Raw genomic sequence first — 23,609 nt, forward strand, 5'->3', positions numbered from 1 at the left:
CTCCCGGTCGTTGTCGGTGCGCCCGCCTACCGTCGGGTCCATGCAGGTCGTACAGGACAGGTTGGATGACCTCGGCACCCCGTTGGCCGAGGTCACCTTCGTCGTCGTCGACCTGGAGACCACGGGTGGGTCCGTGCGTGACTGCGGGATCACCGAGATCGGCGCGGTCAAGGTGCGCGGCGGCGAGGTTCTCGGCGAGCTGCAGTCCTTCGTCAACCCCGGCGTGCCGATCCCCGCCTTCATCCAGTCGCTGACCGGCATCACCGACGCCATGGTCCGCGACGCCCCGCGCACCGGGACAGCCGTGGCCGGATTCCTCGAGTTCGCGAAGGGGGCGGTGCTCGTGGCGCACAACGCCGGCTTCGACATCGGCTTCCTCAAGGCGGCCTGTGCGGCCCACGACCTGCGCTGGCCCGGGTCGCAGGTGGTGGACACCGTCCGGTTGGCCCGGCAGGTGGTCAGCCGTGACGAGGTGTCCAATCACAAGCTGGGCACGCTCGCCCGCCACTTCGGGGCGGCGACCACGCCCGACCACCGGGCCCTGCACGATGCCAGGGCGACCGTCGACGTCCTCCACGGGCTCATCGGACGCCTCGGCTCGGTCGGTGTGGACACCCTCGAGGAGCTCGGCTCCTACTCCTGCAAAGTCAGCGACGCCCAGCGCCGCAAGCGCCACCTCGCCGACGGGCTGCCGCAGGCCCCGGGGGTCTACGTCTTCTTCGGCGAGCACGATGAGCCTCTCTACGTCGGCACATCCGTGGACATCCGCACGCGGGTGCGCAGCTACTTCACCGCCTCCGAGCAGCGACGTCGGATGAGCGAGATGGTCGCCCTGGCCGTCCGGGTGACCCCGATCGTGTGCGCGACCACCCTCGAGGCACAGGTGCGTGAGCTGCGGCTGATCGCCGAGCACAAGCCGCGCTACAACCGTCGATCGCGCAACCCCGAGCGGGTCTGGTGGCTCAAGCTCACCGACGAGGCCTTTCCCCGGTTGTCGATCGTGCGCTCGGTGGGCGGGGACGACCTCGCCTATGCCGGTCCCTTCGGCTCCCGGGGCCGTGCCGAGGAGGCCATGGCCGCGCTCCACGACGCCGTCCCGCTGCGTCAGTGCCTGACCCGGATCTCCCCGCGCAAACCGACCTCCGCCTGCGCCCTGGCGCAGATGGGACGGTGCGCGGCGCCCTGCACCGGCGCCGTGACCGTCGACGAGTACGCCGAGACCGTCGCCGACGCGGCCAGGGTGCTCCTCGGCGACTCCCGAAACGCCGTCGCCGCGGCACGCGAGCGGATGCGGACCCTGTCCGAGGGCGAGCGCTTCGAGGAGGCCGCCGCCCTGCGCGACCGGCTCGCCTCCCTCGTCAGGGGCGCCTCCCGCAACCAGCGCGCGGCACCCGTGCGCGAGGCGGTCGAGATCGTCGCCGGCCGGCGCGCTCCGCGTGGTGGCTGGGATCTGGTGTGCGTGCGGCACGGCCGCCTCGCCGGGAGCACCCACTCGCCCGCCGGCGCCGACCCGATGCCGTATGTCGCCGCACTGCGGGCCAGCGCCGAGGTCGTCCCGGCACCCACCGGTCCGGGCACGAGTGCATTGCCCGACGAGACCGAGCTCGTCCTACGCTGGCTCGAGGCCGAGGGCACCCGCCTGGTCCACGTCGACGGCGCGTGGACCTGCCCCGTCGGTGGCGCCGCCGCTGCCCACCAAGAGCTCGCACCTGCTCTAGGCTGGGCCTCGTGATCACCGCAATCGTGCTCATCCATGCAGAGGTCGACCGCATCCCCGAGGTCGCCCAGACCATCGCCGACCTCGAGGGCGTCAGCGAGGTCTACTCGGTCGCCGGGGACGCCGACCTGATCGCCATGGTCCGGGTCACCCGCCACGAGGACCTCAACGAGGTCATCGCCGGCCGGCTGAACAAGGTCGAGGGCATCGTCGACACCTCGACGCACATCGCATTCCGCGCCTACAGCCACCACGACCTCGACGCAGCATTCAACATCGGTCTCGAGTGACACTCGCGTAGGAACCGGAGACTACTCAGCGGCAGCCTGCGTGGCGTCGACCCAGCGCTGGAGCTGCTCGGCCGCGCGGCCGGAGTCGAGGACGGTCTCGATCGTGCCCATGCCGGTCCGGATCGCGGCAACCGGGTCGGCTGGAACACCCGGGCCGGCTTGGGCCAGACCCACGGCAGCGCCCGCGTTGAGCACCACGGCGTCACGCACGGGGCCACGGTCCCCGGCGAAGAGTCGGCGGGCGACCTGCGCGTTGTCCTCGGCGTCGCCACCTCGCAGCGAGTCCAACGGGCTGCGGGCCAGGCCCAGCTGCTCGGGAGTGATGTGCACCTCGGTGACCTCACCGTCGGCCACCCACCACAGGTGCGAGCCGTCAGCGACCGTGAGCTCGTCGAGCCCGTCATCCCCGCGGAAGACGAGGGCGTACGTCCCCCGCTGGGCGAAGACACCGGCCATGAGCGGCGCGATCCGCTCGTCGGCGACGCCCACGACCGAGTAGGTCGGGTGGGCCGGGTTGGTCATCGGGCCGAGGACGTTGAGAGCCGTGCCGATCCCGAGATCACGCCGCGGGATGGCGGTGTGCCGGAAGGAGGGGTGGAAGGACTGCGCGAAGCAGAACGTGATGCCGGCACTCTCGGCGATCTCGGCCACGGTCTCCGTCGGCAGGGACAGGGTGACCCCGAGTGCCTCGAGGACGTCGGCCGAGCCCGACTTCGAGGACGCCGCACGGTTGCCGTGCTTGACCACACGCACCCCCGTCGCGGCGATCGCGATGGAGGACATCGTCGAGATGTTGACCGTACCGGCCATGTCACCACCCGTGCCCACGATGTCGAGCGTCGGGCCCGCGACCGAGATCGGCCGAGCGTGCTCGAGCATGACGTCGGCCAGCGCGCGCAGCTCGGTGACGGTCTCCCCCTTCGCCCGCAGCGCGACGAGGAAGCCGGCGATCTGGGTGGGCGCGGCGTCGCCGGACATGATCTGCCGCATCGCCCAGGAGGTCGCATCGGCGCTGAGGTCGCTCCCGTTCAGGAGGCTGGTGAGCAGTTGTGGCCAGTCGTGGGTGGCCGCGCCGTTCATCAGCGGGCCACGCCCCGGGCCAGATCGGCCACCGCGTCCGCGACCGCGATCGGGTCCAGCGGGTGTGGGACCGACCCCTCGGCCATCGACCACGTCGCCAGCCACCCGTCCTGCGGGCGGCCGGTGAGCACGAGCACCTGGGGGCAGTTGTAGACCTCGAGCTTCAGCTGGCGGCACAGACCGAGCCCGCCGACCTTGGCAGCCTCGCCGTCGAGGACGAGGAGATCGATGCCCCCCTCCTCCACGGCCGAGAAGACGGCGTCGGCCGTGGCGCACTCCAGCCACGACTCCACCTCGACATCGCGCGCGGGGCGACGGCCCACTGCTGCGCGCACGGCGTCACGCGTAGTGATGTTGTCGCTGTACAGCAGGATCCGCACGGCCGTCGGTGCGACCTTCGAGGCCTCGGGGCTGGCGCCCACTGCGGGCCGGGAACTGTGCGATTGAGGGGTACCGGTCATGCCCAGATCGTAGCGTTTGCAGGCACCACAGGACTCGCGGAGGGGGGTGGCGCACATCCGGTGGACAGGGGATACATAATGGGGCGCGTGGCCACTGCAACTTCTCTGCCTTCAGACACGTCCAGGCACCCGATCGCGGACCCCCTCATGGGCCCCGTGAGTCGACCGAACATGGCTTCCGTCGGCACGATCGTCTGGCTCTCCAGCGAGCTGATGTTCTTCGCCGGGCTGTTCGCCATCTTCTTCACGGTCCGGTCGATGCGACCCGACCTGTGGGAGCACAACATCGCGATCCTCGATGTGCCCTACGCCGCCGCCAACACCCTGATCCTCGTGATCTCCTCGGTGTGGTGCCAGCTGGGCGTCCTCAAGGCCGAGCACGGCCAGAAGTCGCGCACCGGGTCGCTGCTCAACGTCGCCGGCTGGGGCATGCGCGAGTGGTACGTCCTCACCTACATCTTCGGCGCCATCTTCGTCTCCGGCCAGATCATGGAGTACGCCACCCTCGTCTCCGAGGGCGTCAGCATCTCGACCGATGCCTGGGCGTCGATCTTCTTCCTGACCACGGGCCTGCACGGCATCCACGTCACCGGCGGGCTCATCGCCTTCCTGCTGATCATCGGTCGCACGTACACCACCCGCAGCTACAGCCACGCGCAGCAGACCGGTGCCATCGTCACCTCCTACTACTGGCACTTCGTCGACGTCGTGTGGATCGCACTCTTCGCCGCCATCTACCTCCTCGGAGCCTGACGCAGATGAGCCGCACGACCCGCCCCCGCCGACACCGCACGACAGGACTTTCCATGCCGAAGCTCTCTCGCCGCCACCCCGCGGCGATCGCCCTGCTGCTCCTGCTGGGCCTCCTGGTCACCGGCACCGCCTACTCGGCCGTCGCGCCGAAGGACGCACAGGCCAGCGTCGCCGCATCCGACAGCGTCGAGCAGGGCAAGAAGCTCTTCACGGCCAACTGTGCCAACTGCCACGGCACCAATGGTCTGGGCATCGAGGGGGCCGGCCCGAGCCTGGCCGGTGTCGGTGCGGCCTCGGTCGACTTCCAGATGGGCACCGGCCGCATGCCGATGGCCGCTCCGGACGTGCAGGCCCCGGGCAACATCCGTGTGAAGTTCTCCGACGAGGAGATCGCTGACGTCGGCGCCTACGTGGCCACCCTCGGCGCCGGCCCGGCAGTCCCGCCGCAGGAGTACACCGACGGTTCGAAGGGTGACCCGGGCAAGGGCGGCGAGATCTTCCGCGTCAACTGCGCCATGTGCCACTCCAGCGCCGGTGTCGGTGGTGCGCTGACCCGCGGCAAGGACGCCCCGCCGGTCATCGGCGTCTCCGGAAAGCACATCTACGAGGCCATGGTCACCGGCCCGCAGAGCATGCCCGTCTTCAACGAGACGAACCTCGACCCCCAGGACAAGCGTGACGTGATCGCCTACATCGAGGCCATGGAGGACGCCGGCAGCCCCGGAGGCAACCCCCTCGGCGGTTACGGCCCCGTTCCCGAGGGCCTCTTCGTCTGGACCATCGGCCTCGGCCTCCTGGTCACCGCTGCCGTCTGGCTCGGCCAGAAGTCCGCCTGACCCACCTGACAACTCGCCACACAGACAGGATCGACGACAGATGAGTGAGCACACCCCGACAGGGGCGCAGCCGGAGGAGCCCAGCGGCTCCGAGCCCGTGCGCCTCGACCAGGGCCACGTGCAGGGCACCGGAGGTGTCCCGGAGCAGTTCGCCAATCCCGGCCTCCCTCCGCACGTGCTGCGCAACGCAGACCTCGACGAGAAGGCCGCGAAGCGCGCTGAGCGCCAGGTGGCACTGCTCTTCCTCGTGTCCATCTTCGGCACGGTGCTGTTCATCGTCGCCTACCTGCTCGTCGACACCGGGACCCAGGTCTGGGTGCCGTTCACCAACGAGATGAGCCTGTCGAACCTCCTGCTGGGTCTCGGCCTGTCGCTGAGCCTGCTGGGTATCGGCCTGGGTGCGGTCCATTGGGCCAAGACGCTCATGCCCGACACCGAGGTCGTCGAGATGCGTCACCCGATGCGCTCGCAGGACGAGGACCGCCAGGACTTCGTCGACACGATGCTCGAGGGCGGTGAGTCCTCGCAGCTGACGCGTCGTCCCCTGCTCAAGGCGACCTTCGGTGGCGCCATGGGCCTGTTCGCACTGCCGTTGCTCGTCCAGCTCGTCGGCTCCCTCGGGCCACTTCCCCGCAACGACCTCTCGGTCACGTTCTGGGACAAGAGCGAGAACGGGAAGTCCGACAAGTTGCGTCTGATGCGCGACCCGGAGAACACCCCGATCAAGCCTGCCGACGTCACGATCGGCTCGGTCTTCCACATCCAGCCGGAAGGCCTGCTGGATCTGCACCACGGCAAGCTGGAGCAGATGAGCAAGGCCTCCGTGCTCCTCATGCGTCTGAACCCGAAGGACTTCCAGGACACGGACAGGGGTCGCAAGGCGCGCTCCTGGGGTCACGAAGGGATCGTCGCCTACTCCAAGGTGTGCACCCACGTCGGTTGCCCCGTCGGCCTCTACGAGCAGACGACGCACCATCTGCTCTGCCCGTGTCACCAGTCCACCTTCGACGTCACCAACGACTGCGAGATCGTCTTCGGCCCGGCCGGGCACCCCCTGCCGCAGCTGAAGGTCGGCGTCGACAGCGAGGGTTACCTCATCGCTGACCAGCCCTTCCAGGAACCGGTCGGCCCGAGCTTCTGGGAGCGTGGTTGATCATGACCAGCACTGCTCGTCCCGCTGACGGCCTGCGTGCGGATGACGCACCGGCCACGGCGCCCACCTCTGCCGGCATGAAGAAGGTCGGCGGCGTCGCCGGGTGGATTGATGACCGGACCGGCGCCGCCAAGGGCGTCGGCTACCTGATGAAGAAGGTCTTCCCGGACCACTGGTCCTTCATGCTCGGCGAGATCGCCATGTACTCGATGATCGTGTGCATGCTCACCGGGGTCTTCCTGACCTTCTGGTTCGACCCATCGATGGTCCACACCACCTACGAGGGCAGCTACGTCCCGATGCAGGGCGTGGAGATGTCGCGGGCCTACGCCTCGACGCTGAACATCTCGTTCGACGTCAAGGGCGGTCTGCTCATCCGCCAGATCCATCACTGGTCGGCGCTGCTGTTCATCGTCGCGCTGTCGGTGCACATGCTCCGCGTGTTCTTCACCGGTGCCTTCCGCAAGCCGCGTGAGCTCAACTGGGTCATCGGCTGCGTGCTGTCCCTGCTGGCTCTCGTGGAGGGCTTCGCCGGCTACTCCCTCCCGGACGACCTGCTCTCCGGTACGGGCCTGCGCGCCGCGCAGGGCTTCATGGTGGCCGCGCCCGTCATCGGCAGCTACCTCAGCTACGCGTTGTTCGGCGGCACCTTCCCGGGCCTGGACATCATCCCGCGGCTGTACTCCATCCACATCCTGCTGCTGCCGGCCCTTCTCATCGGTCTGTTCACGGTGCACATCGTCCTCGTGGCGCTGCAGAAGCACACGCAGTACCCCGGCCCGGGCAAGACGAACGACAACGTCGTCGGCTTCCCCGTCATGCCGGTGTACGCGGCCAAGGCCGGTGGGTTCTTCTTCATCGTCTTCGGTGGCATCGCGCTGATGTCCTCGCTGATCCAGATCAACGCGGTCTGGGTCCACGGTCCGTACGTGCCCAACGCCACGACCGCCGGCGCCCAGCCTGACTGGTACATGGGCTTCCCCGACGGTGCCCTGCGTCTGCTGCCGGGCTTCCTCGAGTTCGAGACCTTCGGGTTCACGTGGGCCTTCCCGGTCATCATCGGTGCCCTGCTGGTCATCCCGGCCTTCTACGGCGGCATGATCGCCTACCCGTTCATCGAGGCCTGGGTCACCGGTGACAAGCGTGAGCACCACCTGCTCGACCGCCCGCGGAACGCCCCCACCCGTACCGGTCTGGGCATGGCAGCGCTGACGCTCTACGGCGTACTGATGTTCGCCGCGAGCAACGACATCATGGCGATCAAGTTCGGGATGTCGATCAACGACATCACCTGGACGCTGCGCGTGCTGACCTTCGTCGGCCCGGTCATCGCCTTCTGGGCGACCCGCCGCCTCTGCCTGAGCATGCAACGGCACGAGCGGGACACGGTCCTCCACGGACGGGAGACGGGTCGGATCGAGCGGAGCGCCGACGGCGAATTCCACGAGGTCCACGAGCCGCTCGACCCGTACACGCGCTGGACGATGGTCCAGCACGAGGGTGCTCCCCCGCTGGAGCTCGAGCCAGCCGTCGACGAGAACGGCGTCGAGAACAGAAAGGGCGCACGCAAGAACAAGCTGCGTGCCAAGCTGCACGACTTCTACTTCGGTGGAAGCGTCGAGCCGCCCACCCCGGCAGAGCTCGAGGCCGCGCACCACGAGCACGGCCACGAGCAGATCGAGGCGGGCGAGGACGAGAAGGTCTCCACCCACTGACCCCGGTCAGCCGATCGAGGCGGGCCCCGGAGGACTCCTTCGGGGCCCGCCTCGTCGTGCTCGACACCGAGTCGACCCACCCGACTCTCCCCCCGGGCGACGGTGCGAAGATGTTCCGAGAATGACGCCTCCGCTCGCCTCCCGACGCCCGGCCGAGACGGTTCGTCCTGCCTCTCTGGCCATGACGACGGTCCTGCTGGCGCTGCTCGGCATGTTCGGCCCCTTCTCCATCGACACGCCCTTCCCCGCGTTCGCTGCCATGGGCGAGCAGTTCCAGGTCTCCGACGCGGCGATGCAGCTCGTCGTGAGCGCCTACTTGGCCTCGTTCGCCGCCATGTGCCTCTTCCACGGTCCGATCAGCGACGCAGTGGGGCGCAAGCCGGTCATGGTCACCGGCGCCGCGATCTACGCGCTCGCGTCGATCGGATGTGCCCTCTCGAACTCGCTGGAGCTACTCCTGGTCTTTCGGGTCCTGCAGGGCATGTCCGCCGGTGCGGGGACGATCGTCTCCCGCACTGTGGTCCGGGACCTGTTCGAAGGAGCGCGGGCCCAGCAGCTGATGAGCATAGTCGCCATGATCTTCGCCCTCGGCCCGGCAATCGCCCCGATCATGGGTGGCTGGTTGTTGCTCCTGGGACCGTGGCCACTGATCTTCTGGTTCCTCACCCTCTTCGGCGCCGCCATCGCGATCGCAGTGCTCGCCCTCCTGCCCGAGAGCCACCCGCCCGAGAACCGCACTCCCCTGCGGGTGCGCTCCATCCTCGCCAGCGTCGCCGACGTCAGCCGTGTACGCAGTTTCCAGGTCCTCGCCGCTGCCCAGGCATTCTCCTTCGCCGGGCAGTTCCTCTACATCGCAGCGGCACCGATATTCGTGGTTTCGCTCCTGGGCAAGGGGCCACAGGACTTCTGGGTCTTCTTCGTCCCGATGGTCGGCGGGATGGTGCTCGGATCCTTCACCAATGCCCGACTGGCCGGGCGTGTCAGTGGGCACGTGCTCATCACGGGCGGTCAGTGCGTCGCCATCACCGGTGCCGTGGTCGGCATGCTCTTCGCCTTCGGTCCGGGGGCGGCCACCTTGCCCTGGGCAGTCGTGGGCCCCACGGCCATCGCCTTCGGGACGGGTATCGCGCTGCCGATCTACCAGCTGACCCTGCTGGACGCGGTCCCACATGCGCGCGGGACGGCCGCCTCGGTCTCCACCTTCGCCGTGCTCATCCTCAATGCCGTGCTTGCCAGCGTCATCGCCCCCGTCGCAGCGACATCGCTCGGCCGTCTGGCGGCGACGAGCCTGACGCTGCTGGTGCTGGGCATCGCCTTGTTCCATCTCCATCGTGCCGGAGTGCGCAGAGAGTCCCGCACCCATACTTGTCAGCCGGAGGTGTCCTGACGATGCAGATCAGTGAAGAGGACTTCGAGTCGGCGGTCCGTGATGCCCTCGACGAGGTCCCGTCGGGCCTGCTCGGCATGCTCGACAACGTGGCCTTCTTCGTCGAGGACGAGCCGGGTCCCGAGTACGCCGAGCCAGCCATGTCCGTCGAGGAGAACGCCGAGCTCCTCGGGATCTACGTCGGCACGCCCCTGACCGACCGGGACAGTGGCTGGACCGCCGGCGCCCTCCCGGACCGCATCGTGCTCTTCCGCGGACCCCTGTCCCGCATGTGTGCCGACATCGACGAGCTGCGTGAGGAGATCACCATCACGATCGTCCACGAGGCAGGTCACCACGTCGGCATCGACGAGCAACGCCTTCACGACCTGGGCTGGGCCTGACGGTCGTCAGGCCAGTGCGCTCTGCTTCTGCCACTGCGCCCACGAGAACTGCCAGACACCGATCCCCTCGGTGGGCAGGAACTCGCGGTCCGAGCCAGTGAAGTTCACCGGGTCCCCGACCAAGGAGTGCTTGTAGAACCACTTGGCGTTCTGGGGGGCCATGTTCACGCACCCGTGGGAGACGTTGGTGCTGCCCTGCGCACCCACGGACCACGGCGCGGAGTGGACGAACTCCCCGGTCCAGGTCACCCGCACGTTGTAGTCGGTGTCGACCTTGTAGTAGCCCTTCTCGCCCTTGTCGACCCCGATCGTCGAGGAGTCCATCGTCATCTCGCGCTGCTTGCCGATCACGACCTTCATCCCAGACCGGGTCTCGGTCTCCCGACCCGGCTTGCCACTGCTGACGGGGAAGGTCTTGAGCGTCTGACCGTCCTGCGAGACGGTCATCTCGTGGGCGTTGATGTCGACCGTGGCCATCTGGCGGCGACCGATCGTCATCGAACCGCTGGCGCCCTGGGCAACCCACTTGTCCTCACCGGTCTGGTAGCCGGTGATCGGGGCATCGATCGTCACGGTCGTGCCCGGCGTCCAGAAGTCCTTGGGTCGCCACATCAGCTGCCGGTTGTCCAGCCAGCCCCACGACCCCTCGGTCTGCGGCGTGGTCTCGACCGAGACAGCCCGCTCGATGGCCCGACGGTACTTCTCGTCGGTGACGGCGGAGTCGAACTGGATGCTCACCGGCATCCCGACGCCGACGGTCCGGCCGCTGTAGACGATCCCGTAGGTGGCGGTCACCTCCGGGTCATGCGTGGTGAAGGTGCTCTTGTCGGTCGTGGTACCGCCTTCGGGGCCCTGAGCGGTGGTCGTGACCGTGTACTTCGTCGACGGCTTCATCCGGGCACTGGAGGTCCACGTCTGTCCCTCGACCGCTCCGTCGATCTCATCCCCGCCGGCCCCGACGACCGTGACGTCGTCGATCTCTCCGCGCACGGCCTGCACGGTGATCGTGTCGTCGGGCATGACCTCGTCGGTGCCCCCCGCCGGGTCGACCGTGATCTCGGCCTGAGGAGGCGCCGTCGACGTCGACGTCGACGTCGACGCCTCGGAGGAGGGGTCCGGATCCGTTGGGCCAGAGTTGCTCGAGCACCCCGCCAGGATGAGTGCGGCCGTCACGAGCAGGCCCAGGACCGTGGCTGCGGGTGTTGGTCCCTTCACCAATTCGCGTACCCCCATGGAAACAAGTGGTGGCCACGCCGCGCTGCAGCGGCGACGCACCCCGTCAAGACGTCGGAGGAGCCCCGGCCCTGTCCACGCCGCAGGCCCCTCCGAGAGTGTACGCCCTGCTCAGTGGGCGAACTCTCCCTTGAAGTACTCGAAGGTCCAACCGCACACGGCCCAGACCCCCATGATCAGACCGAACGCAGCGATCCAGTAAGCCACCGCGACGCCGAGGAAAATCAGCGTGCCGGAGAGCGCCAGCCACAGCGGCCACCAGGAGTACGGGGAGAAGGCACCGTAGGCGCCCTCCTGCTCCTCGATCTCCCCGTGCTCGTCGTCCTCGGGACGGGCCGGCAGCTTGCGGCCGACCGCCCAGAGGAAGAAGGCGATCATGAAGCCCAGACCGCCGCAGAGGTTCAGCGCCACCCAGCCCACCGGCTCGACCCAGTCACTCCAGAAGCCGTAGAGCATCCCGACCGCGACGAAGAAGACGCCGATGCCGGCAAAGAATCCGATCTCGGTCTTCATCGGGTGACCTCTTCCTTTGCGGTGACGGCGGATCGTGCCTGCAGCGCCTTGGGTGCGTACTCGGGGTGGTTCATGTCGAAGGTCGGACGCTCGGAGCGGATCGGCGGGATCGACGTGAAGTTGTGCCGCGGCGGCGGGCAGGAGGTCGCCCACTCCAGGCTCCCCCCGTAGCCCCACGGGTCGTCGACCCCGACCATCGGTGCGCTCACGTGGGTCTTCCACACGTTGTAGAAGAAGGGCAGGAAGCTGACCGCCAGGATGAGCGAGCCGACCGTGGAGATCTGGTTCGCCAGCTGGAAGTTGTCCTCCGGCATGTAGTCCGCATAGCGACGCGGCATCCCCTCCACACCCAACCAGTGCTGGATGAGGAAGGTCATGTGGAAACCGACGAACAGCAGCCAGAAGTGGACCTTGCCCAGGAACTCGTTGAGCAGCTTGCCGGTCCACTTCGGCCACCAGAAGTACATTCCGCCGAAGAAGGAGAAGACGATCGTGCCGAAGAGCACGTAGTGGAAGTGGGCGACGATGAAGTACGTGTCGGTGATGTGGAAGTCCATCGCCGGGCTGGCCATGATGATGCCCGTCAGACCACCGAAGAGGAACGTCGACAAGAAGCCCAGGGCCCAGATCAGCGGTGTGTCGAAGGACAGCTTGCCGCCCCACATCGTGCCGACCCAGTTGAAGAACTTCACGCCCGTCGGGACGGAGATCGCCATCGTCATGACCGCGAAGAAGGGCAGGAAGACCTGACCGGTGCCGTACATGTGGTGGGCCCACACGGAGACCGACAGGGCCGCGATGGCGATGGTGGCGAAGACGAGCGTCTTGTACCCGAAGATCGGTTTGCGGGAGAAGACCGGGAGGATCTCGGAGATCACGCCGAAGAACGGCAGCGCCAGGATGTAGACCTCGGGGTGGCCGAAGAACCAGAAGAGGTGCTGCCACAGCAGGGCACCACCACTGTCGGCAGCGAAGATCTCCCCGCCGAAGCGGCGGTCGACACCCAGGCCGATCAGCGCGGCCGCCAGGACCGGGAAGGCCATCAGGATCAGCACCGAGGTGATCAGGACGGTCCAGGTGAAGACCGGCATCCGGAACATCGTCATGCCGGGGGCCCGCATGCAGATGACCGTGGTGATGAAGTTGACCGCACCCAGGATGGTGCCGAAACCGGCCAGGGCCAGACCCCAGACCCACAGGTCACCGCCCACGCCGGGGCTGTACGTCGGGTCGGACAGCGGGGCATAGGCCGTCCAGCCGAAGGCCGCTGCGCCACCGGGGGTGAGCAGACCGGCCGCGGCGATGATGCCGCCGAAGAGGTAGAGCCAGTAGGCGAACATGTTCAGCCGCGGGAAGGAGACGTCCGGCGCCCCGATCTGCAGCGGCATCAGCGCGTTTGCGAAGCCGGCGAAGGCCGGGGTCGCGAACAGCAGCAACATGATCGTGCCGTGCATCGTGAACATCTCGTTGAACTGCTCGGGGTTGTCCACCACCTGCAGACCCGGGGCCCACAGCTCGAGCCGGATGACCAGCGCCATCAGGCCACCGAGCAGGAACCACACGAAGCTGGTCACCATGTAGAGGTTGCCGATGACCTTGTGGTCCGTCGAGGTGATCATGCGGAAGAACAGGCTTCCCGCCTTCTCCCGCCGAACGAGGGTCTTCTCCGAGACCTCTGCCTCACTGGTGTTCCGGCTCAGGGCACCGGACATCGTCGACATCAGTTCGTCTCCTCGTCGTCGGTGAGATCGGGCACGAGGTCACGATCCCGCTGGATGATGTCCTCACGGCTGAGGTCGTTGCCCAGCAGCCCGGTCTGGCCCTTGTCCCGGAGCTCCTGCATGTGCGCCTTGTACTCGGCCGGCTCGACGATCTTGACGTTGAAGAGCATCTGGGAGTGGTAGGCGCCGCACAACTCCGCGCACTTGCCCTGGAAGGTCCCCGTCTGCGACGGGACCACCTGGAAGCGGTTGACGATGCCCGGGTTGACATCCATCTTCTCCAGGAACGCCGGGACCCAGAAGGAGTGGATGACGTCACGCGAGGTGAGGATGAACTCGACCCGCTCGCCCTTCGGCAGGTACAGGGTCGGCAGGTTCTTCTCGTGGCCGGGCTCGCCGTCCAGGGGGGCCATGTGCCCGGCCTCGTGGACATCCGCTTCGACGTAGTTGAAGTCCCAGCTCCACTGCTTGGCCACGACGTTGACCGTGACGTCGGGCTCCTGCGAGACGTCGATCAGCTGTGACTGCGCCTGCTCGGTGTAGAAGAAGAGCGCGCCCACCATGAACATCGGCACGACGGTGTAGAGGATTTCCAGTGGCACGTTGTACTGCAGCTGCACCGGCAGCGAGCCGTCGTCGTCCTTGCGCTTGCGGTAGGCCACGATGCACCACAGGATCAGGCCCCAGACGAGCACACCCACGGCGAGGGCCGCGACCCACGACCAGATCCACAGGTTCTCGACGAGCACGGACTCCTCGGTGACTCCCTCGGGCAGGTACCCGTTCTTGGGGTCGGTGTGGACGCCGACCGCGCTGCAGGCCGAGACGACCGACAAGGCGGCGACGAGTCCGATCGCACCGATCCCGCGACGTATGCGCGGAGACGTTGTGCTCGAAGACACAGGCAAGGGGCACCTACTACTGGCCGAAGTTTTCAGAAGACGGTGCTCACATTACCGCAGGAGGGTGGCCCCATCGACGAAGGGTGGCACTAGCCTGCATGCGTGGCGCCACAGATGGATTCGACCCCACCGGACACCCGCTCAACCGCTCTCGCGGAGGGGGTTGCGGGACTGCTCGACGCCTCCCCCGGTCCGGTCCACCCGTCCGCCCTGCAGGCCTGGCGCGCCGCGTGCGGCCTGGCCTGGGCCGACCCCACCGCGCGACACGCTGCCGGGCGTCACAGCGCCACCCTGCTCGACCGCGCCCGGGCCGTCATCGCCGAGGGTCTGGGCGTGCGACCGGACGAGGTCACGCTGCACGCCAGTGGTGACCAAGCGGCCCGTACTGCGCTCGAAGGGCTGGCCAGAGGGCGACGACGCCGCACCGGGCCTCCCGTGGCCTCCTGCGTCGAGCACTCCAGCCTCTTGCGGTGGCTGCGTGCGGGCGCCGTGGAGCCCGTCGAGGTGGCCGTCTCCCCCACCGGCGCGCTCGATCTGCCGGCCTGGCGTGTCGCGATCACCGAGGAGACCCCCTTCGCCGTCCTGCAGGCCGCCAACCAGGAGGTCGGGACCCGCCAGCCCCTGGCCGCGGCCCGATCGAGCGCGTCCCCGAAGGGCGTCCCCCTTCTCGTCGATGCCCGTGCCTGCCTGGGCCGGGACGCGGTGCCGAGGGACTTCGACGTCCTCGTGGCGGACGCCACCTCATGGGGCGGGCCCCGGCTGGGCGTGCTGGTCGTGCGCACCGGAACCCGCTTCTCGCCCCACGCCCCGCCGAGCCCCCACGAGAGGGGCTTCGCGCTGGACCCGGTGGACGTGCCCACGGCGCTCGCGGCGGCGGAGTCGTGGCAGCACGTCTCGGCCGACCGGGTGGAGGAGTCCCGGCGGGCCGGCGAGCTGATCGACCGGATCCGGACCGCGGCAGGTGACGTGACGGCGGTGGACGTCGTCGGCGACCCACTGGACCGGCTGGCGCACGTGTGCACCTTCTCGGTGCTCTACGTCGATGGCGAGACCATCGTCGACGAGCTGGCCCGGCACGGGCTCGCCGTCGCCTCCGGGTCCGCGTGCACGTCCGACACGGTGGAACCCAGCCATGTGCTCGCGGCGATGGGCGCCCTCACCCAGGGCAACGTGCGCATCACCCTCCCCCTCGCGGCCGTCTCCCCCGGTCGCGAGGACGACGTCGAGCGACTGTGCGCAGTCCTCCCGGGAGTCGTGCGCGAGGCGCGCGGGCGCCTGGGGATCACCGACCTGTAGGACCGTGGTGAAGGCGGTGTCCTTGGGTCCCACGCTCCGCGTGGGCGGTGCGACGGCGGAGCCTCGAAGGGGGCGGTCCCTACCCGACCCGACCGAAGTCGATCGCCGGGGCCTGCAGTGCTCCCGGCAGCCGCATCAGGTACTCGCGACGGTGGATCTCCTGGATCCCCAGCGTCCCCAGGTGCCGGGTGCGCCACTGCACGTCGATGATCCGACGCTGGTCACCGGCGGCAGCGATGATCCGGTCGAGGTGCACCAGAGCGGCCTTGGAGGCATCCGTCGCGTGGTGGAACATCGACTCCCCCGCGAAGAGGCCACCCACGGCCAGACCGTAGAGGCCACCGACGAGCGCACCGGTGTCGTCGCGAACCTCGATGCTGTGGGCCCAGCCGAGCTCGTGCAGGTCCGCGTAGACCTCGGCGACGGCATCGCTGATCCACGCGCCGTCCCGGTCGGGATCGGCGCAGGCGGCAACGACTTCGCGGAAGCTCTGGTCCACCGTCACACTGAACCCGCGCAACGACCGCCGCAGGGAGCGTGAGACATGCGCCTGCCCGGGGACGAGGACACCACGCCACCGGGGGCACCACCACCCCATCGGGGGGCCGCCCCTGTCGCCCAGACCCATCGGGAAGACGCCGAGGCGGTAGGCGGTGAGCACGGAGAGCGGGTCGAGTCGTCCGCCGACGCCCACGACCTCGCCCGCGTCCCCCTGGCCGGCATCCGCGGCACCGATCCCGGCGCGCAGGTAGTTCGCCCACAGGGTGGCTCCGCCGGGGGGCTCGATCGGGGGGAAGGGGGCGGTCATCCCGGTCGCGGTTCCGTCAGGGACGCCGGCAGTGGATGTGGTCGGCGATGAGCCCGGCGCTCTCGGCTCCGTAGGCCTGGGTGAGTCGCTCCAGGAAGCGGGCGGTGCCCACCTCGTACTCCTGGGTGCCCACCGTCTCGATGACGTAGGTGGCGAGCATCGAACCCAGCTCTGCCGACTCGCGCAGAGGCAGGCCCTCAGCGATGCCGGTGAGGAAGCCGGCCCGGAAGGCATCGCCGACTCCGGTCGGGTCGGCCTTGGTGACCTCGCGGGCGGCCGCGACGTGGATGGGCTCGTCGAGGTCCTTACCCGTGATGCGCACCCCGTCCTTGCCGAGGGTCGTCACGCGGTAGCCGACCCGCGAGTCGATCTCGTCCTGGCTCCAGCCCGTCTTCTGCGCGGTCAGGTGACTCTCGTACTCGTTGGTGATGAGGTACTCGGCGCCATCGATGAGGTCCCGGATGAGGTCGCCCCCACCGAAGGCCAGCTGCTGACTCGGGTCGGCCACGAAGGGGATCCCCCGGTCGCGGCACTCCTGGGTGTGGCGACGCATGGCGTCCGGGTCGTCCGGGCCGACGAGGACGAGGTCGAGGCCGCCGACGCGCTCCGCGATCGGGGCGAGCTCGATCTCGCGTGCCTCGCTCATCGCACCGGCGTAGAAGGTCGCGATCTGGGCCATGTCGTCGTCGGTCGTACACACGAAGCGCGCGGTGTGCTGGGTCTCGGAGGTCCTGACCGAATCACAGTCGACGCCGTGGCGCTCCAACCAGCTGCGGTAGTCGGCGAAGTCCTGACCGACGGAACCGACGAGCACCGGCCGCTGACCGAGGTTGCCCATACCGAAGGCGATGTTCGCTGCGACTCCCCCGCGCCGGATCTCCAGCTTGTGGGCCAGGAAGCTCACGGAGATCTTGTCCAGCTGGTCGACGACCAGCGAGTCGGCGAAGCGACCCGAGAAGGACATCAGGTGGTCGGTGGCGATGGATCCGGCGATGGCGATGGGCACGCCCGCAACCCTACAGAGACCGGGGCGAGCCGACAGAGCCGCACACCCCCGGCATCTACGCGAATCAGAGTACTTGACTTTGTTTAGTACTGGGATAGAGCCTGTACTCATGACCCACGACCCGCAGATGCTCAAGGGGGTACTCGGGTTGCTGCTGCTCAGCGCCCTCGCTGCCGACGACGACTACGGATACGGACTCGTCGTGAGGTTGCGCGGCGCAGGCTTCGACGACCTCGCGGAGGGAACGGTCTACCCACGGTTGACCCGGCTCGAGCAGGCCGGCTTCCTCGAGTCCTACCTCCGCCCTAGCCACTCCGGACCGGCCCGCAAGTACTACCGGATCACCGCCGCTGGCCGGGACGACCTCGATGGCCGCCGTTCGGCCTGGGAGCACCTGCAGCGTGCCGTCCGGACGGCGACCGCCACCACCACCGCTCCAGGGGGACCATCATGACGCTGACCCAGTGGATCCGCACCGAGAACGCCGTCCAGCGCTACGACTTCTGGCTCGAGATGCGCGGCGTCGCGCGACGGCGCCGCAAGGAGCTGCGGCGCGAGCTGCGCTCCAACCTCGCCGAGGCGAGTGCCGACGTCGGCATGACCCGGGCGCTGTTCGGGATCGGCTCACCGAAGGAGCTGGCCCACGCCGCGACACAGAACGACCCGTCACGCCCCTTGTGGGCACGCGGCGCCCTCGCTGCCACATTCGTCTTCGGGCTCGTCGTCTTCGCGATGATGTACACGGCCACGACGTTCACGGCGGGCGTCGAGGCCGCCGAAGTCACCGGGGAGACCGTCCGCGGTGCCGTCTTCCCGTGGTTCGGCGTCGAGTACTCCGCCCGGGTCGAGCCGGGCCACGGCGGCATCGCAGCCGGTGCGCGGAACGTCCAGTACTACGTCCTCGGCCTGCCGCTGCTGGCCTTCCTGCTCGTCTCCCAGCCGTGGCGCCTGCGTCGCCGCCGTCGCCGGTCGGCGCCGGTGACGGCCGGGCGGGTCTGACCTGCGCCTCACGGCCGCTCCGGGACGACGATGGGCCCCTCACCGCGGGTGCGGTCGAGGGGCCCATCGGCTGCCGGATCGGCTCAGCCGAAGCTGTCGCCGCAGGCGCAGGAACTGCCGGCGTTCGGGTTGTCGATCGTGAAGCCCTGCTTCTCGATCGTGTCGGCGAAGTCGATCGTGGCGCCGGTGAGGTACGGGGCGCTCATCCGGTCGACGACGACCGCGACACCGTCGAAGTCCTTGACGAGGTCACCATCGAGGGAGCGCTCGTCGAAGTAGAGCTGGTAGATCAGCCCGGAGCAGCCGCCGGGCTGGACGCCGATGCGCAGTCGGAGGTCGTCACGCCCCTCCTGCTCGAGCAGCGACTTGACCTTGCCCGCAGCGACATCGGTGAGGATGACCTCGTGGCTGTCGGTGGCAACGTCGGAAGAAGTGTCCTGGACGCTCATGCGATGTCCTCGTGGCTCGGGGGTGTGGCAGTGGCGGTGTCCCGCCACATCGGGGCAAACGCGACGGTGACGCCGGTTGTTCCCGTGTGCTCACCATACGCCAGTTGTGTGGGTGTCAACGGCGGGGTGACCACGTCGTGGCGACCCGTGCGGCGCGGTCGCTGAGGGTGCCGACCGGGTCGGCCATCGACCGCTCGACGTCCCCGTACCGCTCGGCCACCGCGTAGCTGCCGCTCAGTCCCAGGGACATTGCCTCGCGCCGGCCGATGACCACCCGCCCGGCCAGTGCCACGACGGGTGTCGCGTACGTCGCCGCGAGCTCCGCGACACCGGCGACGACCGTGTCCACCATGCTCTGGTGGTCCAGGCAGCCCTCCCCGGTGATGACGACGTCCGCAGCGGCCAGGAGGGGAGCCAGCCCCACGGCCTCCAGGACGGTCCCGACGCCACTGGTGCGGTGGGCGCCCAGCAGCATCAGCCCATAGCCGACGCCGCCGGCCGCACCCGCGCCCGGCTCGCGGTCGAGTCTGCGCTCCTGCCCCGTGAGCAGGTCGGAGCCAGCGGGCAGGACCCGACGGACCTGGTCGACGAAGTGGCCCAGGGAGCCCTCGAGGAGCTGTGACTGCTCGGGCGTGGCGCCCTTGCGCTCGGCGAAGACGGCACTGGCTCCCTTCAGGCCGAGCAGCGGCGACGCCACGTCCGTCGCAGCGATGATCTCCACCCCCGCGAAGCGCTCGCGGGTGGCCGCCAGCCCGGTGAGGTCCCCCCCACGGGTGGCGATCAGCCCTGCTCCCCCACCACCGAGGACGTCACGCGGCCCTGCGCCCAGGGCGGCGAGCATCCCGGCACCGCCGTCGTTGGTCCCGGACCCGCCGAGACCGACGACGATCCGCTGCACGTCCTGCTCGAGGACCGCTGCCAGCAGCTCACCCAGACCCCAGGTAGAGGTGACGCCGGGGTCGCGCTCGGACGCATCCAGCAGATGTACGCCGATGGCCTGGGCCGACTCCACCCATGCGGTGCGACGGCCCCCTTCGTCCACGGTGACGTGTACGGCGGCGGGGACGGACCCGCCGCGGGGCCCGGTCACGGTCACGATCGAGGACTGGCCGGGGCACGACGCGGTGATCACGTCGAGGAATCCGGGGCCACCGTCGCTGAGCGGGACGAGGGTCAGCAGGTCGTCGGGTGCGTTGCGGCGCCACCCGGCCGCGATCGCCTGGGCCGCCTGGGTCGCTGTGAGGGTGCCGGTGAAGCCGTCCGGCGCGATGAGCACGTGCACGCATGGACTCTACCGAGCGTGCCGACGACGCTGTGGCAGCATGCCTGACGTGAGCGAGACGACCCAGACCCGACCGGCACCCCTGTCGCTGCTCGTCCTCGGCCAGGGCAGCGACCCGCACTCCGAGCGAGGTGTCGAGTGCCCCGGTGACCTGCCGGAGCCCTCCGACCCCGACCTGGTCGCGCGTGCTCGCGCGGCCAAGGAGGCGCTGGGCGACCGCGTCTTCGTCCTCGGGCACCACTACCAGCGTGACGAGGTCATCGAGTTCACGGACACCACCGGTGACTCCTTCAAGCTGGCCAAGGAGGCAGCCGCTCGGCCGGACGCGCCGTACATCGTCTTCTGCGGCGTGCACTTCATGGCCGAGTCCGCCGACATCCTCACCAGCGACGAGCAGACGGTGGTGCTGCCCGACCTGGCAGCGGGCTGCTCCATGGCCGACATGGCCGCCCTGCACCAGGTCGAGGACTGCTGGGACGACCTCGTCGAGGCCGGCGTGGCGGAGTCGACTGTCCCGGTGACGTACATGAACTCCTCCGCGGCCATCAAGGCCTTCACCGGCCGCAACGGCGGCACCGTGTGCACCAGTTCCAACGCCGAGCGCGCCCTGACGTGGGCCTTCGACGAGGTCGGCGGCGTCGAGGGCGAGGGCAAGGTCCTCTTCCTGCCGGACCAGCACCTCGGCCGCAACACGTGGGCCCGGGACCTCGGTCGCGACCTCGACGACTGCGTCGTGTGGAACCCGCACCAGCCGATGGGTGGCCTGACTCTCGAGGAGATCAGGGACGCGCGGATGATCCTGTGGCGCGGCCACTGCTCGGTCCACGGACGCTTCACCCCCGAGGCAGTCGAGACGTCGCGACGGGAGATCCCCGGCGTGAAGGTGATCGTCCATCCGGAGTGCCGCAACGAGGTCGTCGAGCTCGCGGACGAGGTCGGCTCCACGGAGAAGATCATCACGGCCGTCTCGTCCGCCCCTGCGGGGACGAAGTGGGTCATCGGCACCGAGCTCAACCTCGTGCAGCGTCTGGCGAAGGAGCACCCGGAGCAGCAGATCAGCTTCCTGGAGAAGAACGTCTGCTACTGCTCGACGATGAACCGGATCGACCTGCCGCACCTCGTGTGGGCGCTCGAGTCACTCGTCGAGGGCCGCGTGGTCAACCCGATCGTCGTCGACGAGAACGTCGCCGATCAGGCCCGCACGGCGCTGGACCGGATGCTCGCCCTGCCCTGAGCCCCCTCACTCGGTGGAGGTGTCCCCGCCGACGATTCCCCGGCGAGTCTGCGTCCACTCGGCGCCGCCCAATCACCGGTGGAGGTAAACGCGCGGAGGAAACGCCGGCGAGTTCGAGGTCAACCGACGGGCTGGGCGCCCACGGTCAGCCGAGCATGAGCGGTCACGGCCTGCGTCATGAACTGCTCCTCTGCGATCCGCAGCCCGAATAGGTCGATGCGCAGGACGGTGTCCCCGCCGAGGGCCACTGCGTTCTGCCGGAGGTTGTCGTCCATGACCGACAGTCCCCACCGGTGTCCCGCGCCGTCGATCTCCACGACGAGGCCGCAGGGCCACCGCACATCGAGGTACACGCGCCCGCGCCGACCTTGTCGGACCACCTGACGGCTGGGCTCCGGCAGTCCGTACCGTCGGCACAGCTCCGCGAAGTCGAGCTCCCCGACCGCTTGGGCACCGAGGGCGATGTCCGCTGCCACCCGAGCGACGAAGGCTCGACGGGTCCGGCCGCGCACCAGCTCCGCCGCCTTGAGGATCGCTGACCCGGTGCACAGTCTCTGCTGCACCGGCATGACCATGACGAGGGCCGCCTGCCGATCGGAGACGGCCCAGTGGGCTGCACGGACCGCGGCCGGGGCGGGGCGAACGGCCGGGAGCTCGCCGGGCCCGAGAGTCTCGATCGGACGCGAACGGACCTTGTGCACGACAACGCCCTCGACCCGGTGGATCCGCGCGGTGTGCGGGACCGACACGTGGATGGCATCGTCACTCCACCTCCGGAGACCCGCATGCTGCAGGGCTGTCGGCCCGTCGAGCGCGGCGATGCGCTGGCCGACCTCCCACACCGCACGCCACCGTCGGGCCAGCTCGCCCAGCTCGCCGGTGTGGGTGGCGATGGTCCAACGACCGTGGGCGACCCATCGGCGCTGGCGCAGCTGCAGACGCACCTCGTTGCGGTCGATACCGAGATCGCGGAGCCGTCGGCGGCTGATGACGCCCCCGTAGGCGACCGCTGCGGCCGCGGCTCGGTCGTGGATTCCCAGTATTCGCCTGTCCATCGCCCCATCCCACCGACGGGACCGAGCCGACGAAAGGGACCGCGCCAGGCTGTGGACACGGACATCCCCGGCACCGAGGGTGGGGATGCGCGTGTGGACGACAACCGAACGGTCTCCCCCCCTTCGCCCCCCTCGGGGGAAGGGGACTCGCCGGCGACAGACCCGCGCGTTCACCTCCACCAGGAGATGGGCCTCGCGGTTGGATGCCGACTCGCCCGTGAGTCGTCGGCGCGTTCACCTCCACCCAGCAGGGGCGGCGCCCGCCCCGTCCGCGTGCACCTCACGGTCAGCGCGTGCGGACCATTCCGCTCTCGTCGAGCAGCGGGTTGTGCTCGGCGGGCACGCGCTCGCCCTCGCTCGGCGCACCGGGCGCGGTGCCATTGCCGAAGGGGGATCCGCCCAGGCGCTCGCGGCCGTGCGGCTCGAGCCAGTTCGAGTAGTCGGGCCCGGCGGGGACGATCCCGGTGGGATTGATGTCCAGGTGGACCTCGTAGTAGTGGCTCTTGATGTGGGTGAAGTCGGTGGTGTCGCCGAAGCCGGGCGTGGTGAAGAGGTCACGGGCGTAGGCCCACAGCACCGGCATCTCGCTCAGCTTGGAGCGGTTGACCTTGAAGTGCCCGTGGTAGACCGCGTCGAAGCGCGCGAGCGTGGTGAACAGGCGCACGTCGGCCTCGGTGATGTGGTCGCCCATCAGGTAGCGCCGGGTGGACAGGCGCTCCTCGAGCCAGTCCATGGCCGTCCAGAGCCGGTCGTAAGCGGCCTCGTAGGCCGCCTGGTCGCCGGAGAAGCCGCAGCGGTACACGCCGTTGTTGATCTCGGTGTACACGCGCTCGTTGACTGCCTCCATCTCCTCGCGCAGATCCTCGGGCCACAGGTCCGGTGCACCCTCGCGCTGGTACTCGCGCCACTGCGTCGAGAGGTCGAGGGTGATCTGCGGGAAGTTGTTGGTCACGACCTCGCCGGAGGGCACGTCGACGAGCGCCGGGACGGTGATCCCCCTGGAGTAGTCGGGGAAACGCGCGAGGTAGGCGTCCTTGATCCGCGGGATGCCCAGGACCGGATCGAGGTGCCCCTCGTCCAGGTCGAAGGTCCAGCTGTCGGCGTCGTGGGTCGGCCCGGTGACGCCCATGGAGATGACGTCCTCGAGACCGAGCAGACGCCGGACGATGATCGTGCGGTTGGCCCACGGGCATGCCCGGGAGACCACGAGGCGGTACCGCCCCGGCTCGACGGGCCACTCGCCGGTGCCGTCGGAGGTGATCCGGTCCTCGATGTAGGTCGTGTCGCGCTGGAATTCCTTGTCCACGTACGTGCCTTGCGTCATGACCAGCACAGT

24 protein-coding genes are annotated in these 23,609 nt (G+C 69.0%); 12 read left to right on the forward strand and 12 right to left on the reverse strand.

Translation table 11 applies throughout. The annotated features are described in order from the left end of the window. Nucleotides 1-40 precede the first annotated feature (40 nt). Nucleotides 41-1,732: a DEDD exonuclease domain-containing protein gene (locus BJY20_RS01080; RefSeq protein ID WP_185989824.1), complete on the forward strand. Its 1,692-nt coding sequence runs from the start codon at nucleotides 41-43 to the stop codon at nucleotides 1,730-1,732. Beyond that, entirely contained in the window at nucleotides 1,729-2,007 is a 279-nt protein-coding gene (locus BJY20_RS01085) for an Lrp/AsnC ligand binding domain-containing protein (RefSeq protein ID WP_185989825.1), read from the forward strand. The genes BJY20_RS01080 and BJY20_RS01085 overlap by 4 nt, the downstream gene beginning before the upstream one ends. Nucleotides 2,008-2,028: 21 nt before the next feature. On the opposite strand, the gene trpD is transcribed toward BJY20_RS01085, so the two are convergent. Next, nucleotides 2,029-3,087, reverse strand: coding sequence for an anthranilate phosphoribosyltransferase (gene trpD, locus BJY20_RS01090; protein WP_185989826.1), 1,059 nt, complete (start codon nucleotides 3,085-3,087; stop codon nucleotides 2,029-2,031). After that, nucleotides 3,087-3,548, reverse strand: a complete 462-nt coding sequence (locus tag BJY20_RS01095; protein ID WP_185989827.1) for a response regulator transcription factor — start codon at nucleotides 3,546-3,548, stop codon at nucleotides 3,087-3,089. Before BJY20_RS01095 ends, trpD begins: the two co-directional genes overlap by 1 nt. Nucleotides 3,549-3,695: 147 nt before the next feature. Here BJY20_RS01095 and ctaE point away from each other — a divergent pair, with 147 nt between their 5' ends. The 6 genes from ctaE (at nucleotide 3,696) to BJY20_RS01125 (ending at nucleotide 9,775) form a co-directional block, all read left to right on the forward strand. After that, on the forward strand, nucleotides 3,696-4,301 hold the full coding sequence (gene ctaE / locus BJY20_RS01100; protein WP_185989828.1) for an aa3-type cytochrome oxidase subunit III: 606 nt from the start codon (nucleotides 3,696-3,698) through the stop codon (nucleotides 4,299-4,301). Between the two features lie 53 nt (nucleotides 4,302-4,354). Then, the gene (gene qcrC, locus BJY20_RS01105) at nucleotides 4,355-5,137 is read left to right on the forward strand and encodes a cytochrome bc1 complex diheme cytochrome c subunit (protein WP_185989829.1); all 783 of its coding nucleotides are present in this window, start codon (nucleotides 4,355-4,357) and stop codon (nucleotides 5,135-5,137) included. A 40-nt stretch (nucleotides 5,138-5,177) separates the two neighbouring features. Then, the gene (qcrA, locus tag BJY20_RS01110; RefSeq protein ID WP_185989830.1) at nucleotides 5,178-6,290 is read left to right on the forward strand and encodes a cytochrome bc1 complex Rieske iron-sulfur subunit; all 1,113 of its coding nucleotides are present in this window, start codon (nucleotides 5,178-5,180) and stop codon (nucleotides 6,288-6,290) included. Nucleotides 6,291-6,292: 2 nt separating this feature from the next. Then, a complete protein-coding gene (gene qcrB / locus BJY20_RS01115) occupies nucleotides 6,293-8,005 on the forward strand; it encodes a cytochrome bc1 complex cytochrome b subunit (RefSeq protein WP_185989831.1) in 1,713 nt (570 codons plus the stop codon). A 121-nt stretch (nucleotides 8,006-8,126) separates the two neighbouring features. After that, on the forward strand, nucleotides 8,127-9,392 hold the full coding sequence (locus BJY20_RS01120) for a multidrug effflux MFS transporter (RefSeq protein ID WP_185989832.1): 1,266 nt from the start codon (nucleotides 8,127-8,129) through the stop codon (nucleotides 9,390-9,392). Between the two features lie 2 nt (nucleotides 9,393-9,394). Continuing rightward, nucleotides 9,395-9,775, forward strand: coding sequence for a metallopeptidase family protein (locus BJY20_RS01125; RefSeq protein WP_185989833.1), 381 nt, complete (start codon nucleotides 9,395-9,397; stop codon nucleotides 9,773-9,775). Nucleotides 9,776-9,781: 6 nt separating this feature from the next. Here BJY20_RS01125 and BJY20_RS01130 read toward each other — a convergent pair whose 3' ends face one another. The 4 genes from BJY20_RS01130 to ctaC all read right to left on the reverse strand — a co-directional run bounded on the left by BJY20_RS01130 (nucleotide 9,782) and on the right by ctaC (nucleotide 14,144). After that, nucleotides 9,782-10,990 (reverse strand): L,D-transpeptidase, encoded by a 1,209-nt coding sequence (locus tag BJY20_RS01130; protein WP_343062731.1) that lies wholly within the window; start codon nucleotides 10,988-10,990, stop codon nucleotides 9,782-9,784. 129 nt (nucleotides 10,991-11,119) lie between these two features. Continuing rightward, on the reverse strand, nucleotides 11,120-11,521 hold the full coding sequence (locus tag BJY20_RS01135) for a cytochrome c oxidase subunit 4 (RefSeq protein ID WP_185989835.1): 402 nt from the start codon (nucleotides 11,519-11,521) through the stop codon (nucleotides 11,120-11,122). Then, nucleotides 11,518-13,242 carry an aa3-type cytochrome oxidase subunit I gene (gene ctaD, locus BJY20_RS01140; RefSeq protein WP_425484106.1) on the reverse strand — a complete coding sequence of 575 codons (1,725 nt, stop codon included), beginning with the start codon at nucleotides 13,240-13,242 and terminating at the stop codon, nucleotides 11,518-11,520. The genes BJY20_RS01135 and ctaD overlap by 4 nt, the downstream gene beginning before the upstream one ends. Beyond that, a complete protein-coding gene (ctaC, locus tag BJY20_RS01145; protein ID WP_185989836.1) occupies nucleotides 13,242-14,144 on the reverse strand; it encodes an aa3-type cytochrome oxidase subunit II in 903 nt (300 codons plus the stop codon). Before ctaC ends, ctaD begins: the two co-directional genes overlap by 1 nt. A 102-nt stretch (nucleotides 14,145-14,246) precedes the next feature. On the opposite strand from ctaC, the gene BJY20_RS01150 reads away from it, so the two are divergent. Beyond that, nucleotides 14,247-15,440, forward strand: coding sequence for a cysteine desulfurase family protein (locus tag BJY20_RS01150; RefSeq protein WP_343062732.1), 1,194 nt, complete (start codon nucleotides 14,247-14,249; stop codon nucleotides 15,438-15,440). Between the two features lie 79 nt (nucleotides 15,441-15,519). Here the strand turns inward: BJY20_RS01150 and aat are convergent, their stop codons facing one another. Next, the gene (gene aat, locus BJY20_RS01155; RefSeq protein ID WP_185989837.1) at nucleotides 15,520-16,248 is read right to left on the reverse strand and encodes a leucyl/phenylalanyl-tRNA--protein transferase; all 729 of its coding nucleotides are present in this window, start codon (nucleotides 16,246-16,248) and stop codon (nucleotides 15,520-15,522) included. Nucleotides 16,249-16,264: 16 nt separating this feature from the next. After that, nucleotides 16,265-17,254 (reverse strand): PfkB family carbohydrate kinase, encoded by a 990-nt coding sequence (locus tag BJY20_RS01160; RefSeq protein WP_185989838.1) that lies wholly within the window; start codon nucleotides 17,252-17,254, stop codon nucleotides 16,265-16,267. 109 nt (nucleotides 17,255-17,363) lie between these two features. Here BJY20_RS01160 and BJY20_RS01165 point away from each other — a divergent pair, with 109 nt between their 5' ends. Both BJY20_RS01165 and BJY20_RS01170 read left to right on the forward strand, forming a co-directional pair. Beyond that, entirely contained in the window at nucleotides 17,364-17,708 is a 345-nt protein-coding gene (locus BJY20_RS01165) for a PadR family transcriptional regulator (protein ID WP_185989839.1), read from the forward strand. Beyond that, entirely contained in the window at nucleotides 17,705-18,253 is a 549-nt protein-coding gene (locus BJY20_RS01170) for a hypothetical protein (RefSeq protein WP_185989840.1), read from the forward strand. The genes BJY20_RS01165 and BJY20_RS01170 overlap by 4 nt, the downstream gene beginning before the upstream one ends. Nucleotides 18,254-18,336: 83 nt before the next feature. On the opposite strand, the gene BJY20_RS01175 is transcribed toward BJY20_RS01170, so the two are convergent. After that, a complete protein-coding gene (locus BJY20_RS01175; protein ID WP_185989841.1) occupies nucleotides 18,337-18,702 on the reverse strand; it encodes a HesB/IscA family protein in 366 nt (121 codons plus the stop codon). 115 nt (nucleotides 18,703-18,817) lie between these two features. Beyond that, nucleotides 18,818-19,984: a glycerate kinase gene (locus BJY20_RS01180; protein ID WP_185989842.1), complete on the reverse strand. Its 1,167-nt coding sequence runs from the start codon at nucleotides 19,982-19,984 to the stop codon at nucleotides 18,818-18,820. 40 nt (nucleotides 19,985-20,024) lie between these two features. On the opposite strand from BJY20_RS01180, the gene nadA reads away from it, so the two are divergent. After that, entirely contained in the window at nucleotides 20,025-21,218 is a 1,194-nt protein-coding gene (gene nadA / locus BJY20_RS01185; RefSeq protein WP_185989843.1) for a quinolinate synthase NadA, read from the forward strand. A gap of 119 nt (nucleotides 21,219-21,337) precedes the next feature. On the opposite strand, the gene BJY20_RS01190 is transcribed toward nadA, so the two are convergent. Further along, on the reverse strand, nucleotides 21,338-22,273 hold the full coding sequence (locus BJY20_RS01190; protein WP_185989844.1) for a hypothetical protein: 936 nt from the start codon (nucleotides 22,271-22,273) through the stop codon (nucleotides 21,338-21,340). A 286-nt stretch (nucleotides 22,274-22,559) separates the two neighbouring features. Next, nucleotides 22,560-23,597 (reverse strand): glutathione S-transferase family protein, encoded by a 1,038-nt coding sequence (locus BJY20_RS01195; protein ID WP_185989845.1) that lies wholly within the window; start codon nucleotides 23,595-23,597, stop codon nucleotides 22,560-22,562. Nucleotides 23,598-23,609: the final 12 nt, after the last annotated feature.

The sequence above is a fragment of the Janibacter cremeus genome (genome assembly GCF_013409205.1).
GTDB classification, from domain to species: domain Bacteria; phylum Actinomycetota; class Actinomycetes; order Actinomycetales; family Dermatophilaceae; genus Janibacter; species Janibacter cremeus.

Excerpts from the sequence above, each read along its gene's own strand:
- ctaE (WP_185989828.1), top strand. The coding sequence starts at position 3,696 with ATGGGCCCCGTGAGTCGACCGAACATGGCTTCCGTCGGCACGATCGTC.
- trpD (WP_185989826.1), bottom strand. The coding sequence starts at position 3,087 with ATGAACGGCGCGGCCACCCACGACTGGCCACAACTGCTCACCAGCCTC.
- BJY20_RS01095 (WP_185989827.1), bottom strand. The coding sequence starts at position 3,548 with ATGACCGGTACCCCTCAATCGCACAGTTCCCGGCCCGCAGTGGGCGCC.
- BJY20_RS01165 (WP_185989839.1), top strand. The coding sequence starts at position 17,364 with ATGACCCACGACCCGCAGATGCTCAAGGGGGTACTCGGGTTGCTGCTG.
- BJY20_RS01125 (WP_185989833.1), top strand. The coding sequence starts at position 9,395 with ATGCAGATCAGTGAAGAGGACTTCGAGTCGGCGGTCCGTGATGCCCTC.
- BJY20_RS01080 (WP_185989824.1), top strand. The coding sequence starts at position 41 with ATGCAGGTCGTACAGGACAGGTTGGATGACCTCGGCACCCCGTTGGCC.
- ctaD (WP_425484106.1), bottom strand. The coding sequence starts at position 13,242 with ATGTCGACGATGTCCGGTGCCCTGAGCCGGAACACCAGTGAGGCAGAG.
- aat (WP_185989837.1), bottom strand. The coding sequence starts at position 16,248 with ATGACCGCCCCCTTCCCCCCGATCGAGCCCCCCGGCGGAGCCACCCTG.
- BJY20_RS01170 (WP_185989840.1), top strand. The coding sequence starts at position 17,705 with ATGACGCTGACCCAGTGGATCCGCACCGAGAACGCCGTCCAGCGCTAC.
- BJY20_RS01195 (WP_185989845.1), bottom strand. The coding sequence starts at position 23,597 with ATGACGCAAGGCACGTACGTGGACAAGGAATTCCAGCGCGACACGACC.
- nadA (WP_185989843.1), top strand. The coding sequence starts at position 20,025 with ATGCCTGACGTGAGCGAGACGACCCAGACCCGACCGGCACCCCTGTCG.
- qcrA (WP_185989830.1), top strand. The coding sequence starts at position 5,178 with ATGAGTGAGCACACCCCGACAGGGGCGCAGCCGGAGGAGCCCAGCGGC.
- BJY20_RS01190 (WP_185989844.1), bottom strand. The coding sequence starts at position 22,273 with ATGGACAGGCGAATACTGGGAATCCACGACCGAGCCGCGGCCGCAGCG.
- qcrB (WP_185989831.1), top strand. The coding sequence starts at position 6,293 with ATGACCAGCACTGCTCGTCCCGCTGACGGCCTGCGTGCGGATGACGCA.
- BJY20_RS01120 (WP_185989832.1), top strand. The coding sequence starts at position 8,127 with ATGACGCCTCCGCTCGCCTCCCGACGCCCGGCCGAGACGGTTCGTCCT.
- BJY20_RS01175 (WP_185989841.1), bottom strand. The coding sequence starts at position 18,702 with ATGAGCGTCCAGGACACTTCTTCCGACGTTGCCACCGACAGCCACGAG.
- qcrC (WP_185989829.1), top strand. The coding sequence starts at position 4,355 with ATGCCGAAGCTCTCTCGCCGCCACCCCGCGGCGATCGCCCTGCTGCTC.
- BJY20_RS01135 (WP_185989835.1), bottom strand. The coding sequence starts at position 11,521 with ATGAAGACCGAGATCGGATTCTTTGCCGGCATCGGCGTCTTCTTCGTC.